The organism is Microvirga sp. 2TAF3 (assembly GCF_052114965.1).
Classification (GTDB): domain Bacteria; phylum Pseudomonadota; class Alphaproteobacteria; order Rhizobiales; family Beijerinckiaceae; genus Microvirga.
Genome location: NZ_JBFRFT010000003.1, coordinates 183,640 through 196,598, shown reverse-complemented (window position 1 = coordinate 196,598; position 12,959 = coordinate 183,640). Strand labels below are relative to the sequence as shown.

At 64.1% G+C, this 12,959-nt stretch carries 14 protein-coding genes; 8 read left to right on the top strand and 6 right to left on the bottom strand.

Annotation, left to right across the window (positions count from 1 at the left end; all coding sequences use genetic code 11):
* Nucleotides 1-127 precede the first annotated feature (127 nt).
* Together AB4Y97_RS05040 and AB4Y97_RS05035 are read left to right on the top strand one after the other, a co-directional pair.
* Complete coding sequence (locus AB4Y97_RS05040) at nucleotides 128-481, top strand: hypothetical protein (protein ID WP_441997920.1); 354 nt, start codon at nucleotides 128-130, stop codon at nucleotides 479-481.
* 450 nt (nucleotides 482-931) lie between these two features.
* Nucleotides 932-1,219, top strand: coding sequence for a hypothetical protein (locus AB4Y97_RS05035; protein WP_441997919.1), 288 nt, complete (start codon nucleotides 932-934; stop codon nucleotides 1,217-1,219).
* Nucleotides 1,220-1,268: 49 nt separating this feature from the next.
* On the opposite strand, the gene uvrB is transcribed toward AB4Y97_RS05035, so the two are convergent.
* From uvrB to AB4Y97_RS05020, 3 genes are all read right to left on the bottom strand, one after another.
* On the bottom strand, nucleotides 1,269-3,989 hold the full coding sequence (gene uvrB, locus AB4Y97_RS05030; RefSeq protein ID WP_441997918.1) for an excinuclease ABC subunit UvrB: 2,721 nt from the start codon (nucleotides 3,987-3,989) through the stop codon (nucleotides 1,269-1,271).
* Between the two features lie 239 nt (nucleotides 3,990-4,228).
* Nucleotides 4,229-4,465: a hypothetical protein gene (locus AB4Y97_RS05025; RefSeq protein WP_441997917.1), complete on the bottom strand. Its 237-nt coding sequence runs from the start codon at nucleotides 4,463-4,465 to the stop codon at nucleotides 4,229-4,231.
* Nucleotides 4,466-4,616: 151 nt separating this feature from the next.
* Nucleotides 4,617-5,006 (bottom strand): DUF3775 domain-containing protein, encoded by a 390-nt coding sequence (locus AB4Y97_RS05020; RefSeq protein WP_441997916.1) that lies wholly within the window; start codon nucleotides 5,004-5,006, stop codon nucleotides 4,617-4,619.
* 216 nt (nucleotides 5,007-5,222) lie between these two features.
* Here AB4Y97_RS05020 and AB4Y97_RS05015 point away from each other — a divergent pair, with 216 nt between their 5' ends.
* The 4 genes from AB4Y97_RS05015 to AB4Y97_RS05000 all read left to right on the top strand — a co-directional run bounded on the left by AB4Y97_RS05015 (nucleotide 5,223) and on the right by AB4Y97_RS05000 (nucleotide 8,145).
* Nucleotides 5,223-5,477, top strand: a complete 255-nt coding sequence (locus AB4Y97_RS05015) for a SemiSWEET transporter (protein WP_441997915.1) — start codon at nucleotides 5,223-5,225, stop codon at nucleotides 5,475-5,477.
* Nucleotides 5,478-5,500: 23 nt separating this feature from the next.
* Nucleotides 5,501-6,304 (top strand): C13 family peptidase, encoded by an 804-nt coding sequence (locus tag AB4Y97_RS05010; protein WP_441997914.1) that lies wholly within the window; start codon nucleotides 5,501-5,503, stop codon nucleotides 6,302-6,304.
* 87 nt (nucleotides 6,305-6,391) lie between these two features.
* Entirely contained in the window at nucleotides 6,392-6,733 is a 342-nt protein-coding gene (locus AB4Y97_RS05005) for a DMT family protein (protein ID WP_441997913.1), read from the top strand.
* A gap of 197 nt (nucleotides 6,734-6,930) precedes the next feature.
* Nucleotides 6,931-8,145 carry an MFS transporter gene (locus AB4Y97_RS05000; RefSeq protein WP_441997912.1) on the top strand — a complete coding sequence of 405 codons (1,215 nt, stop codon included), beginning with the start codon at nucleotides 6,931-6,933 and terminating at the stop codon, nucleotides 8,143-8,145.
* A gap of 65 nt (nucleotides 8,146-8,210) precedes the next feature.
* On the opposite strand, the gene AB4Y97_RS04995 is transcribed toward AB4Y97_RS05000, so the two are convergent.
* From AB4Y97_RS04995 to AB4Y97_RS04985, 3 genes are all read right to left on the bottom strand, one after another.
* Nucleotides 8,211-9,350, bottom strand: a complete 1,140-nt coding sequence (locus AB4Y97_RS04995; protein ID WP_441997911.1) for a PQQ-dependent sugar dehydrogenase — start codon at nucleotides 9,348-9,350, stop codon at nucleotides 8,211-8,213.
* Nucleotides 9,351-9,431: 81 nt separating this feature from the next.
* Nucleotides 9,432-9,626: a hypothetical protein gene (locus AB4Y97_RS04990; RefSeq protein WP_441997910.1), complete on the bottom strand. Its 195-nt coding sequence runs from the start codon at nucleotides 9,624-9,626 to the stop codon at nucleotides 9,432-9,434.
* A 204-nt stretch (nucleotides 9,627-9,830) separates the two neighbouring features.
* Entirely contained in the window at nucleotides 9,831-10,817 is a 987-nt protein-coding gene (locus AB4Y97_RS04985) for a Bug family tripartite tricarboxylate transporter substrate binding protein (RefSeq protein ID WP_441997909.1), read from the bottom strand.
* 123 nt (nucleotides 10,818-10,940) lie between these two features.
* Between AB4Y97_RS04985 and AB4Y97_RS04980 the strand changes: the two genes are divergently transcribed.
* Both AB4Y97_RS04980 and AB4Y97_RS04975 read left to right on the top strand, forming a co-directional pair.
* Complete coding sequence (locus AB4Y97_RS04980) at nucleotides 10,941-12,143, top strand: pyridoxal phosphate-dependent aminotransferase (RefSeq protein ID WP_441997908.1); 1,203 nt, start codon at nucleotides 10,941-10,943, stop codon at nucleotides 12,141-12,143.
* A gap of 220 nt (nucleotides 12,144-12,363) precedes the next feature.
* On the top strand, nucleotides 12,364-12,837 hold the full coding sequence (locus AB4Y97_RS04975; RefSeq protein ID WP_441997907.1) for a DUF992 domain-containing protein: 474 nt from the start codon (nucleotides 12,364-12,366) through the stop codon (nucleotides 12,835-12,837).
* Nucleotides 12,838-12,959 lie beyond the last annotated feature (122 nt).

Below are 12,959 nucleotides of genomic sequence, written 5' to 3'. Positions count from 1 at the left end.
AGAACGGGGATGACAGGGGTGGGTTTCGCTCGCTCCTCCGCCGCCACAAGCATGCCCCGCTCCGAAGCCTTGACCCGGACCGGGCGTCGTGGTCCATCGCGCCCGTGCCGCGCAAGACGAGGGTGAGATGGGCCGTCCGACACGATTGATCGCCGCGCTCGCGGCCTTGTTGGTCTTCGCGGCTGTCGGCGGGGCGTCTTTCGCCGTCGCGCAGGAAAGCCAATCCCAACAAAACTGGCCCGAGGTGAAGTGCGCCCGTTACAAGAAGGCGTGGGCCGAGGCCATCGCGCGGCGGGGGACACAGGGTCTGGGACAGGAATTCCTCGACCGTCACGAGGCCTTCCTGGCGTCGGGTTGCAGGGAGAAGACCGATGTCTGCCCCCGGTCCGCCGAGGAACTCGACCTTGCGAACATGATGGTCGTCGCGGCGATGAACGCGGGAACGGCCAGCACCTTCCCACCCTTCTTCTGCCGCAAGTGATGCTGGGACACGCGGCTTTCCCTCCCCCTTGCGGGGAGGGATTGAGGGTGGGGGTGGAACGACCGGGTGAGTGAACAATCAGCAAGGCGCCGGTAGCGGCCTGGACGTATCAATGAGTGAGGGATCGTTTCGACTTTACGACCCCCACCCCTGCCCCCTCCCCGCAAGGGGGAGGGGATGCGCGTGATCCGGACAGACCTGTACCCCTCCCCCGGACCTAATGGTTCCGACCTCTCCCCACGGGAGAGGTGACGCTGCGCGTGTCATTCCCGGCCGTAGCGCAGCGGAGGGGAAGGGAATCCATCAGCGCCACGCTGGACGCTGGATCCCCCTCCCGCACTGCGCTCGCCGGGGGATGTCAGGGGCGACCTCGGCGCTCCCCCATCGCCATAAAGATGGCCCGCCCTGCCTTCATCATGGCGGGCGGGATGAAGGCCGGAGCTTCGGGTGATGGCTTGGGTGGGGCTTGTCTGCTTGGCGCTTTTCGGAGCGGCGTCGGTGGTGTTCTACCGGATCAACGACCGGATCGTCTGGGATATCTGCCGGCGGGAGAACCGGCCCTATCCGGGCCTCTGGTCGTTCTCGCTCTATTGGCAGTGGCGCACCGTCGTGGCGGGCTGGTATCCAGACGCCCGGCACGCCGGTCTTCTCCTGCCCAAGGCGATGGCGACGGCCGCCGTGGTCGGCACCTTCATCGGCTCGATCATGGCGGGGATTCTAGCGACCCAGCCGGGCTGATCCCTTCGCCGGGCACGAGGTCGGGGTGGCGGAAGAGGCGGGGCGGACCTTACCGCCCTTTGCGTCCCTTGTATTTCGGCTTCTGCCCGCCATGCCCTTGGGTCGAGCGCGGCAGGGGGCGTTCCTTGAAGTTCAGGGGCACTTCGCGGTCCGTGCCGGGGCCCATTTCGTCGAGGGTGGGCTTGCGGATGCGGGTGCCCTCGTCCGAACGGCTCTTGCCGGTGGGACCCCAGATATGGGTATCCTCCTCGGCGGGGCTCGCGCCCTCCGGCGAGGGCGGCAGTCCCTTCGGCGGGAGATTGGCATTGCGGCCGTATTTGCGGGAGCCGGAATAGCGCCCGGCTTCGCGCTCCACCTCGGTTTGGCGGGCCAGCGGATCGTCGCTGATGGCAAGCTCCGTCGCCTGCAGGCGCTTGAGCTCGTCGCGAAGCCGCGCGGCTTCCTCGAATTCCAGGTTCGCGGCGGCCTCGCGCATGCGCTTTTCCATATCCGCGATCACGGCCTTGAGGTTGTGGCCCACGGTCTCGCCTGTCTTGGCAAGGCCCGTATCGACGCTGACATGGTCGCGCTCGTAGACGCTTTCCAGAATGTCGGCGATGTTCTTCTTCACGCTCTGCGGCGTGATGCCGTGCTCGGCGTTGTAGGCGAGCTGCTTCTCGCGGCGGCGGTTGGTTTCCGCAATCGCGCGCTCCATGGAGCCGGTCATGTGATCCGCATAGAGGATCGCCTTGCCTTCCACGTTGCGCGCTGCGCGGCCGATGGTCTGCACCAGGGATGTTTCGGAACGCAAAAAGCCTTCCTTGTCCGCATCGAGAATGGCGACGAGCGCGCATTCGGGAATGTCGAGACCCTCGCGCAACAGGTTGATGCCGACCAGCACGTCGAAGGCGCCGAGGCGCAGATCGCGGATGATTTCGATGCGCTCCAGCGTGTCGATGTCGGAGTGCATGTAGCGCACGCGCACGCCGTTCTCGTGCAGATACTCCGTGAGGTCTTCCGACATGCGCTTGGTGAGCGTGGTGACGAGCGCGCGATAGCCGTTGGCGGCAAGCTCCTTCACCTCGTGCAGGAGATCGTCCACCTGGCTGCGCGCGGGCCGGATTTCCACCACCGGGTCGACGAGGCCCGTGGGGCGGATGACCTGCTCCACGAACACGCCGCCGGTCTGTTCCATCTCCCACTTCGCTGGCGTCGCGGACACATGCACCGATTGCGGGCGCATCGCGTCCCATTCCTCGAAACGCAGCGGGCGGTTGTCCATGCAGGAGGGCAGGCGGAAGCCGTATTCCGCGAGGGTGGCCTTGCGCCTGAAGTCGCCGCGATACATGCCGCCGATCTGCGGCACGGTAACATGGCTCTCGTCGGTGAAGACCAGTGCGTTGTCGGGCAGATATTCGAAGAGGGTCGGCGGCGGCTCGCCGGGCTTGCGGCCGGTGAGATAGCGCGAATAGTTTTCGATGCCGTTGCACACGCCGGTGGCCTCGATCATCTCGAGGTCGAACTGCGTGCGCTGCTCCAGGCGCTGCGCTTCGAGCAGGCGGCCCATGCGCGCCAGCTCCTTCAGCCGCTGCTGCAACTCCGTCTCGATGCCCTTTACCGCCTGTTGCAGGGTCGGGCGCGGCGTCACGTAGTGCGAGTTCGCATAGACCTTCACGAAAGAGAGATCGTTCGTCTTCTTGCCGGTGAGCGGATCGAACTCGACGATGCTTTCAATCTCGTCGCCGAACAGGCCGATGCGCCAGGCGCGATCTTCCAAGTGGGCCGGAAAGAGCTCGATCACGTCGCCGCGCACGCGAAAGGTGCCGCGGGCGAAATCGTTCTGGATGCGCTTGTATTGCAAGGCCACGAGGTCCGCGATGAGCTGGCGCTGCTCGATGCGCTCGCCCACCTTCACCGAGAAGGTCATGGCCGTATAGGTCTCGACCGAGCCGATACCGTAGATGCACGACACGGAGGCGACGATGATGACGTCGTCGCGCTCGATCAGCGCGCGCGTCGCGGCGTGGCGCATGCGGTCGATCTGCTCGTTGATGGAGGATTCCTTCTCGATGAAGGTATCCGAGCGCGGAACGTAGGCCTCGGGCTGGTAGTAATCGTAATAGGAGACGAAATATTCCACCGCGTTGTCGGGGAAGAACGACTTGAACTCGCCGTAGAGCTGCGCCGCCAGCGTCTTGTTGGGCGCGAGGATCAACGCGGGGCGTTGCGTCGCCGCGATCACCTGCGCCATGGTGAAGGTCTTACCCGAGCCGGTGACGCCGAGCAGCACCTGATCGCGCTCGTTGCGGCGCACGCCGTCCACCAGCTCAGCGATGGCGGTGGGCTGGTCGCCCGAGGGCTTGAAGTCCGACACCAGCTTGAACGGAATGCCGCCCTCGGACTTCTCCGGCCGAGTCGGGCGGTGCGGCACCCAGAGCTTGCCATCCTTGAAGCGCGGATCGCCTTCGGTCAGCAGCTTGGTGAGCGCATCCACGGTGGCCGAAACGCCGTTGACGTCGAGCGGTTCGGGCGCGCCTTCGTCGTCGCGCAGTGTGTCCGGCCCGTCATCGGGCCCCTTCAAGCCGAGCTTCTTCGCGAGCGCCGGGTCCACATCCGTGACATTGCCGTGGATGAAGGTCTCCTGCGCCCGCTCGGCGAACCCTTCCGCCGCCTGCCGCTCCCGATTGACCGCGGGATTCAGCAGATCGGCCAGATAGGTATCCAGCGGCTTCAATTCAGGTTTCGACGCCTTCCCGGTGGAAAGCTTGGGCTTCTTGGGTGCTTTGGCCATGGAACGAATATGGTACAAACGGCCGGATTTGGGAAGGGTGGGGAACTTGCCCCCTCACGGAGAGGGGGCAGGGAATCCGTGGATCCGTATCTCGCGGGCGGAGCGATAGCCTACCCGTGAGTTGTTCCAGGCGCTCAGCCCGGCAGCGGGCCATCGATCGAAAGCCGACCTTCGAAGGGATGAACAGGAGCGTGGTGCGTGATGCGGCGGGAGGTTCACGGCCTCTTGAAAAAAGGGGGTTACGCGGAGAAAGCGGTAGGACCCTTCAGGTAGCGCGCGGCGCGTTCCATGCGGGCGCGTTCTGAGTCGTCCGCTCGTTTCTGCTCGTCGGATGCGGGTTCGCCCTGTGGCATCGGCGATGTGAGATTGCCGGGTTCGCCGACGGGAACTGTGCCGGTGCGCGACTCTTCAGGAGCCGCGTCGCCGGGGTTTCCCGCAGGCCCGGCGGGGGATCGTGGCGGGTGGCGTGGGGGCATGGCACTCTCCATGAAGCACGATGCGGAGTGTCATCGCGATCCTTGTCGCAAATGCGGCGTCGGCGTGCGGTCGGCAGAGGCGGGATCCGGTTTTGCCGTTCACGTTCTCGCGTGTTCCAATTCCGGGTGGCGCTCGGGCCTGGGGCAGTAATCAGTCGCAGCTCCGTCCCAGGGCGTTCAGGCCCTCGTCCAGGAGGTCGCCGAGATTGGGGATGCCGATGAGCCAGTCCGCCGTGGAAAGCGCACTCGAGGCCTCGCGTTCGCGGGCGAGGCGTACCGCATCGCCCCATTCCATCGGTTCCATGTCGCCGCGGCCGATATAGACAAGGGCGATCAGGTCGGCCCGCTCGTCGTCGTTGAGACCGGCGACCACTTCCCGGACCTCTTCCTCCGTCGAATCGTCGGGGTTCGTGGTCAGCATGTCGATATTGCCGTCGTCGGTGGGGTTGGATCCGGAATCCGGATCGGTCACGCCCTCCTTCACGTCGATCGCCTTCACGCGGGTGATGAGGTCGCAAACCTTGTCGACTGCAATGTCCATCGAAACCTCGTGGGAAAAATCTCGTTTCTGCGTCATGACAGGAAAACCCGGAAGAAGGCGTTCGGTTCAGCTTCCACGAGTGAGTTATGTCGCTGGGCGGTGCGTCCCATAGCCCCGTGGCAGCGCAATTTCGCGACCCCTTACGCCCGGAATTTCATAAGTCCTTCAGAATGGACGTGATAATGCTGCCTCATTTCCTCGCGATTCGATCCAATCATGTCCGGTCTTGAAATCCTCGGCTTCGTAGCCGCCATCCTGACGACCGTGTGCTGGCTGCCGCAGGCTTTCCGGACCATCCGGACCAAGGACACGAAGTCCCTTTCCCTCGTCACCCAGAGCATTTTCACGTTCGGGGTCGGTCTCTGGCTGATCTATGGCATCATGGCCGGCAATGCGCCGATCATCTTCGCCAACAGCGTCACGTTTATTCTCGTAGCGCTCATCCTTGCTATGAAGTTACGATATGGCTGAAACATTCTGACGCCTGGGAGTTCATGATGCGCCGGTTCCTCTCCTGTGCCTTGATCGGCGCTGCTTTGTTCCTCGGGACGCCGATGGGGGCGCTGAGCCAGCAGGCGCTCCTGCCTGATACGTTCAAGCTCGCGCCGCATCGTCCGGGCGAGACCGATGTCTACATCCTGTCCTTCGGCCTCTGGGGCCCTCAAAGCGTCTTCGAAAGCGAGGCCAAGGGCGCGGCGAGGATCCTGGAGCAGCAGATCGGATCGAAGGGGCGCACCATCGTCAGATTCAACACCAAGCGCCGCTCCGATGCGACGCCCGCCTCGCTTCTTGCCGCCGCCCAGGCTGCGGGTCAGGCCCTCGACCCGGAGGAGGACATCGTCGTGCTCGTCCTTACCTCTCACGGCAGTCCGGACGGGATCGGCCTGGTCTCGCGGCGCGACAAGCGAATGGTGACGCCGGCGAATGTGGGCGCGCTCCTCAACGAGACCAGGGCCAGGAACCGGGTGGTCATCGTCTCGGCCTGCTATTCCGGCATCTTCGCCAAGGCGCTGGCGGACGAGCGGACCCTGGTGATCACGGCTGCCGCCGCCGACAGGCCGTCCTTCGGCTGCCAGGATGGAGCCGCCTGGACCTATTTCGGCGATGCCTTCTTCAACAGGGCCCTGCGGAGCGAGACCCGTCTCGATGCAGCCTTCGAGAAGGCGAGTGGGTTCGTGACACGGCGGGAGGAGCGCGAGGGCTTCGATCCGTCCCATCCGCAGATCGCAGGAGGGAAGCAGGTGCTGGAGCGGCTCAGCGTTCGCTGCGCCGCCCTTCGGCTGCCGCGGGCCTGCTGAGAGCTCGAAGGACATGCCACCGCTTGACAGGCACAGATGGATGAATAGGGCAGGGTGGATCGTCCTCACTCTCCTTGGTAAAAATCCATGAATCCTTATGCCGCCCCCGTGGCCATGCTGATCGCCTCGAACGTCTTTATGACCTTCGCCTGGTATGGCCATCTCAAGTTCAAGGCGACTCCCCTCTGGATCGCCGTGCTGCTGAGCTGGGGCATCGCCTTCGTCGAATACTGGTTCGCCGTGCCGGCCAACCGCATCGGCTCGGCGGTCTATTCCGCTGCCGAGTTGAAGACCATGCAGGAGGTCATCACCCTGATTGTCTTCGCAGGCTTTTCCGTGCTGTACCTGAAGGAACCGCTGAGCTGGAACCACCTGATCGGCTTCGCCCTGATCGCGGCGGGGGCGGCGTTCATTTTCCAGGGGCGTTGAGCATAAGCGCGGACTATTCAGGCGCCGTTACTGAAGAAACTCGCTGAAGCCGGCTATCATTCCGCGAGGTGGCAAGACTTGCGCGGCCCGAGGAGACAAACGGGGCATTGCGAGGTAAGGCTTTCTGTAAAAGACGACCGAATACAGATGGGCAGGCGATGGGTTACTCGGAGCGCACGGGGCGATTTATAGTATGGTTGCTCATCGCAGGGGCCGGCATTACCGCCATTGCCCGTGGTATGAGCCTCACCTTTCTGGCTTTGAAGTTGCAGCAGGAGTTCGGTCTGAACCCCGCCGGCATCGGCGCGCTGCTTGGCGCGGGGCCACTCCTGGGCGCAGTCATCGCGCCCTTCGCCGGCTCGATTTCCGATCTGGTCGGGCGCAAGGTCATCTTGCTGATCAGCTTGGTGTCCATGTCGTTCGCCTTGGTCGGGCTCGGACTTGCGAATTCCATTCTAACATTTGGAGCGGCGCAGATCGTTTCCGCAATTGCCGAGGCGATCTATAGCCCGGTTTCGCGGGCGCTGATGAGCGATGCGTCGCCGCCTCATCTGCGCTTGCGCGTGTTCTCGTGGCGCTATCTCGCGACCAACGCCGGATGGGCCATCGGCCCGATGATCGGCGTGGCGATCGGGACAGGGGCCTCGGCTCTGTTCGTGACTGCCGGAGTCGTCTACGCGCTCTTCGCGATCATGGTCGCTTGCATCGTTCCACATCGCGTGTTGCAGGCCGAAACGGGAGAGGGCGCAAAGCACGCCGCCAGTCTGCGCAATCTCGGCGCGGCTTTTCGCGATCATCGCCTGATCTTCTTCCTCGGCGGCGGTACGCTGCTGCTCGCCGTGCACGGCCAATGGTCCGTCACCCTGTCGCAATATATCGGCAGCACCTTCGAGGACGGCATCAAGGCCTTTGCGCTTCTGGTGACGACCAACGCGGTCGTGGTTCTCCTGGCGAGCACGCCCGCGCGCCACGTGATCCAAAGGATTGGTGCGCTTCGCGCGCTCGTTCTGGGATGCATTCTCTTCCTTGCGGGAGAGGTGGGGTTTGCGGCCTCTTCTGGCGTCGAGATGCTGATCGCGTCTATGGTCGTGTTCACGCTCGGCGAAGTTCTCGTGATTCCTGCGGAATACGTGCTTGTCGACGGCATCGCGAACGACGCCAATCGGGGCAGCTATTTCGGCGCCCACTCGTTCTCGTCGGTCGGCAATTTCCTCGGTCCGCTGCTGGGCGGGTTCGCGCTTGGCGCATTCGGCGGCGCGGGCATGTTCTTCGTCTTCTCGCTGTTTGCGGCCATGAGTGCGCTGATGTTCATGGTGGGGCATTCCTTGCCGCCGCCGCAATCGACGATGCGGGAAACGCAGCGCGCCGCCACCGGCGGCCTCGACCGGAATGCGTTTTCCTTTGGGGTCTGACCGGCTCACTTCTTTCGTCAGGATGTCTTTTCAGGCGAGCCGGATTCCCTTTTGCGCACGATGCTTTAATCGGCCGGCTTCACCCGCAGGATGCGGCCCTGGCTTGAATCGGTCAGCAGGTAGACGAGGCCGTCGGGCCCCTGTCGCACGTCGCGGATGCGCTCGCCGAGATTGTGGAGCATGCGCTCCTCGCCGGTGATCTTGTCGCCGTTCGTCTCCAGCCGCGACACGAGCTTGCCCGCCAGCGCACCGACGAGAACGTTGCCGCGCCAGGCCGGGAATTTGTCGCCCGTGTAGAACGCCATGCCGGAGGGCGCGATGGAGGGGTCCCAGTAATAGATTGGCTGCTCCATGCCGGCTTTTTTCGTGCCTTCGCCGATCTTCGCGCCGGAATAATCGACCCCGTAGCTGATGACGGGCCAGCCGTAATTCTTTCCTTTGCGCGGGATGTTGATCTCGTCGCCGCCGCGAGCGCCGTGCTCGGCGGTCCAGAGCTCTCCGGTCGCGGGATTGAGGGCCGCGCCCTGCACGTTGCGATGGCCGATGGACCAGATCTCGGGGCGCGTGCCCTCGCGATTAAGGAAGGGATTGTCGCCGGCCGGCCCGCCCTCCTGCTTGATATGGACGACCTTGCCCAGGTGATTGGCCGGGTTCTGCGCCTGATCGCGCAAATCGAAACGCTCGCCGAGGGTGACGAAGAGGTTGCCGCCCCGGTCGAAGACGAGGCGCGAGCCGAAATGGTTGCCGCCCGTATGGGCCGGCTCCTGGCGGAAGACGACCTGCGTGTTCTCGAGCGCCGTCCCGGCTTCGTTCAGGCGGCCGCGCATCACGCTGGTCCCCGCCCGGCCGTCGCCCCTGTCCTCGGCGAAGCTAAGATAGACGAGCCGGTTCTGGGAAAAATTCGGATCGAGGGCAACGTCGAGCAGGCCGCCCTGGCCGCGGGCCGCGATGCGCGGCATGCCCTGGACCGGCTCGGAGAGCTTGCCGTCGGCCGTGACGATGCGCAGGTATCCAGGTCGTTCCGTCACCAGCATGCGGTTATCGGGGAGAAAGGCGAGGCCCCACGGATTCTGCAGGCCGCGGGCAACGGTTTCGACGATCACTTCCACCTTGTCGGTGCGAATGCGCTGCGTGTCCTGGGCGAGGGTCGCGGGAGATGCGCCAAGGGCGAAGGCAAGGATAAGGGTGATGCGCAACCGGGTCATGAAGTCTCTCCGTCATCCGAACAGGGCGGAGAGCTAACTGTTTATGGCAGGCCGTCAACCGGCGAGGTCATCACGGCCGCGTTATTGCCGCACGGAAATGAGGTTTGCCTGCGTCCCGTGATTTGAAAGCGCGTGGGTCGTGGTCGCCATGACGCAAATCATCGCGAGCCCCATCAGCAGGACGAGAGCGAGCGCGAAGCGGCTTTCCTGTCGGGGATCGAGGCGCTGGGCGCGGGTGGAGACGTGATACGCGTTGGGCCTTCGGGTGGTGTTCATCGCGCTTTTCCTCAAACTCGGAACTGCTTGCGGAAAACCTGTGTGAATCGAGAAAGTTCCGGGTGTTAACCAAAAGGCTACTTTCAGAATCCCGGCCAAGTGCCGGAATTAACAGTTTATTAACTTCCGGGGGCTGCAAACAGAAATGGCCGGGACGAGCCCGGCCATCGGATCATTTATGATTGGAGCACAAGGCGGGGAGGATCAGTTCGCCTCGGTCTTGATATTGGCTGCCTTGATGACGTCGGCCCAGGTCTGGATTTCCTTGGCCAGATATGGCTTGAAAGCCTCCGGATCACGCACGTTCAGGGTGAAGCCGAGCTTGGTGATGCGCTCCTTCACCTCGGGCTTGTTGAGGATGGCGATGATCGTCTTCGACAGCTTGTCGAGGATGGGCTTGGGCGTGTTCACGGGGGCGAAGAAAGCGGCCCAGGATTCCGCATCCGCGTCGGTGATGCCCTGCTCGCGCAAGGTCGGGACGTCGGGAGCCTGCGGGTTGCGCTGCGGGCTGGCGAGGCCGATGGCGCGCATTTCGCCCGCCTGAAACTGGGACAGCACGCTCGGCAGGGTCGAGTTCGACACGTCGATGCGCCCGGCCATCAGCTCCGTCACCAGTGGCGCGGCGCCGCGGAAGGGCACGTGGGTCATCTTGATGCCCGTGCGGGTCATGAACAGCTCGGTTGCCAGATGCGAGCCCGAGCCGACGCCGGTCGAACCGTAATTCAGCTTGCCGGGATCCTTCTTGGCGAGCTCGATCAGCTCTGGGATCGACTTCACGGGGAGCGAATTGCTGACCACGAAGACATGCTCGAAGGCGCCCGCGCCCGCCAGCGGCGCGAAGTCCTTGATCGCGTCGTAGCCCGGCTCCTTCAGCAGGAACATGTTGTTCCCGTGGGTCTGGTTGTTGCCGAACACGATGGTGTATCCGTCTGCTTCAGCCTTTGCGACCGCCCGGGTTCCGACCGCGCCCGAGGCGCCTGCCAGGTTCTCGACGATCACGTTCTGGCCGAGATTCTTGCCCATCTCCTCCGCCACGATGCGGGCTATGACGTCCGTCGGCCCGCCCGCCGGGTAGGGGACGACCATCTTGATCACGCGTTCGGGAAAGGTCTGGGCGGCGGCTCCGGTGGCGAGAAGCGTCGCTCCCGCGAAGAGGCCGAGCGCGAGGCGGCGGGTGATGGAAGAAGTCATCGGTAAAGGCATCTCCTCAAAAACCCCGCGAGGCAGGGCTGTTTCGCTTGCTTGGACGGCCTGAGGGGACTAGGGTCCCGCGCCGTTACCCATCCCTTCTAACGCCCCGACCGGAGGATTCCCATGGGCTTTTTGTCTGACGCCCTTTCCCGCATCAAGCCGTCCGCGACCATCGTGATCACGCAGAAGGCCCGGGATCTGAAAGCGCAGGGGCGCGACGTCATCAGCCTCTCCGTCGGCGAGCCGGATTTCGATACGCCGGACAATATCAAGGAGGCGGCCATGGCCGCCATTCGTCGCGGCGAGACGAAATACACCCCCGTTTCCGGCATCGTGCCCCTGCGCGAGGCGATTGCCGCCAAGTTCAAGCGCGAGAACAGCCTCGACTACAAGCCGTCGCAGACCATCGTCTCGACCGGCGGCAAGCAGGTCATCTACAACGCGCTGCTCGCCACCCTGAACCCGGGCGACGAGGTCATCATCCCGACGCCTTACTGGGTTTCGTATCCGGAAATGGTCGGCCTGTGCGGTGGCAAGCCGGTCTTCGTCGACACCACGATGGAGCACAACTTCAAGCTCCAGCCGGAGCCCCTGGAACGCGCCATCACGCCCAGGACCAAGTGGATCATCCTCAACTCGCCCTCGAACCCGACCGGTGCGGCCTATACCCACGCCGAGATGAAAGCCATCACCGACGTGCTGGTGCGCCATCCCCATGTCTGGGTGCTCACCGACGACATGTACGAGCACCTGACCTATGGCGATTTCGAGTTCGTCACTCCGGCCCAGGTCGAGCCCAATCTCTATGAGCGCACGCTCACCATGAACGGCGTGTCCAAGTCCTATGCCATGACCGGCTGGCGCATCGGCTACGCGGCCGGCCCGCAGCATCTCATCAACGCGATGGATTTCGTCCAGGGGCAGCAGACCTCCGGCGCCTCCTCCATCGCGCAATGGGCGGCAGTGGAAGCGCTCAACGGGCCGCAGGATCACCTGCCGCGCTTCAGACAAGCCTTCGAGGAGCGCCGCGACCTCGTGGTCTCGATGCTGAACCAGTCGAAATTCCTGAAGTGCCCGATGCCGGAAGGCGCCTTCTACGTCTATCCGTCCTGCGTGGAGGCCATCGGCAAGACCGCTCCGTCCGGCAAGGTCCTGCAGACGGACGAGGATTTCGTCTCGGAACTGCTCGAGGCCGAGGGCGTCGCAGCGGTTCACGGCTCGGCCTTCGGACTGGGCCCCAACTTCCGCATCTCCTACGCCACCTCGACCGCGGCCCTGGAAGATGCCTGCAACCGCATCCAGCGCTTCTGCGGATCGCTGCGGTAATCGATCCTGTCATCCCGGGGTCGCGAAAGCGGAACCCGGGATCGTCGCCCGAGCGAGGCGCTTTTCTCGTCTTGCGATCCCGGGTCGCCTTACGGCGCCCGGGATGACGTGCTTCGCCCTTCCAGAGCGACCCTCCCCAGGATTTCCATCCTCGCGAATGGAACATAGTTCTCGCGTCATCCGTTGATCGCCAGTCAAAGCCGAGCTTTAGGAGATCACGATGCTTCGCGCTCTTACGTCCGTCGCGGTCCTCGCACTGATCGCTTCCATCGGTGCCACGGAGGCGCAGGCTCAGAACCGGGTCCGTACCGGCGTCCTGACCTGCAGCGTCTCCGGCGGGGTCGGCCTCATTCTCGGGTCGCAGAAGGGGACGGTCTGCACCTTCAAGCCCCGCCGCGGTCCGCCTGAGAGATATGTGGGTGTGATCCGCAAATTCGGCCTCGATGTGGGCGCCACCCAGCGCGGCGTCATCACATGGGCGGTTTTCTCTCAAGGAGTGCCGATGCGGGGTTCGCTCGCGGGCAGCTATGTCGGCGCGACCGCCGAGGCGACCGTCGGCGCGGGTCTCGGCGCCAACGTACTGGTCGGCGGCTCGAACCGTTCCATCGCGCTCCAGCCACTCTCCGTCAGCGGCCAGACGGGGCTGAACTTCGCTCTTGGCGTCGGTGATCTGGAGCTGCGCCCGGCGGGTTAGGAAAAGCCTCTTTCAGCGTGGTTTCGACGGCCGGGTGAAAGCCCGGCCGTTTCCTTTGGAGGAGGGCCTTCCCAAGAAAGTCCCTTGCCAAGGAGGACGGACAGGCAGAGCATCCATACCTG

Excerpts from the sequence above, each read along its gene's own strand:
- AB4Y97_RS05040 (WP_441997920.1), top strand. The coding sequence starts at position 128 with ATGGGCCGTCCGACACGATTGATCGCCGCGCTCGCGGCCTTGTTGGTC.
- AB4Y97_RS05035 (WP_441997919.1), top strand. The coding sequence starts at position 932 with ATGGCTTGGGTGGGGCTTGTCTGCTTGGCGCTTTTCGGAGCGGCGTCG.
- uvrB (WP_441997918.1), bottom strand. The coding sequence starts at position 3,989 with ATGGCCAAAGCACCCAAGAAGCCCAAGCTTTCCACCGGGAAGGCGTCG.
- AB4Y97_RS05025 (WP_441997917.1), bottom strand. The coding sequence starts at position 4,465 with ATGCCCCCACGCCACCCGCCACGATCCCCCGCCGGGCCTGCGGGAAAC.
- AB4Y97_RS05020 (WP_441997916.1), bottom strand. The coding sequence starts at position 5,006 with ATGGACATTGCAGTCGACAAGGTTTGCGACCTCATCACCCGCGTGAAG.
- AB4Y97_RS05015 (WP_441997915.1), top strand. The coding sequence starts at position 5,223 with ATGTCCGGTCTTGAAATCCTCGGCTTCGTAGCCGCCATCCTGACGACC.
- AB4Y97_RS05010 (WP_441997914.1), top strand. The coding sequence starts at position 5,501 with ATGATGCGCCGGTTCCTCTCCTGTGCCTTGATCGGCGCTGCTTTGTTC.
- AB4Y97_RS05005 (WP_441997913.1), top strand. The coding sequence starts at position 6,392 with ATGAATCCTTATGCCGCCCCCGTGGCCATGCTGATCGCCTCGAACGTC.
- AB4Y97_RS04995 (WP_441997911.1), bottom strand. The coding sequence starts at position 9,350 with ATGACCCGGTTGCGCATCACCCTTATCCTTGCCTTCGCCCTTGGCGCA.
- AB4Y97_RS04990 (WP_441997910.1), bottom strand. The coding sequence starts at position 9,626 with ATGAACACCACCCGAAGGCCCAACGCGTATCACGTCTCCACCCGCGCC.
- AB4Y97_RS04985 (WP_441997909.1), bottom strand. The coding sequence starts at position 10,817 with ATGACTTCTTCCATCACCCGCCGCCTCGCGCTCGGCCTCTTCGCGGGA.
- AB4Y97_RS04980 (WP_441997908.1), top strand. The coding sequence starts at position 10,941 with ATGGGCTTTTTGTCTGACGCCCTTTCCCGCATCAAGCCGTCCGCGACC.
- AB4Y97_RS04975 (WP_441997907.1), top strand. The coding sequence starts at position 12,364 with ATGCTTCGCGCTCTTACGTCCGTCGCGGTCCTCGCACTGATCGCTTCC.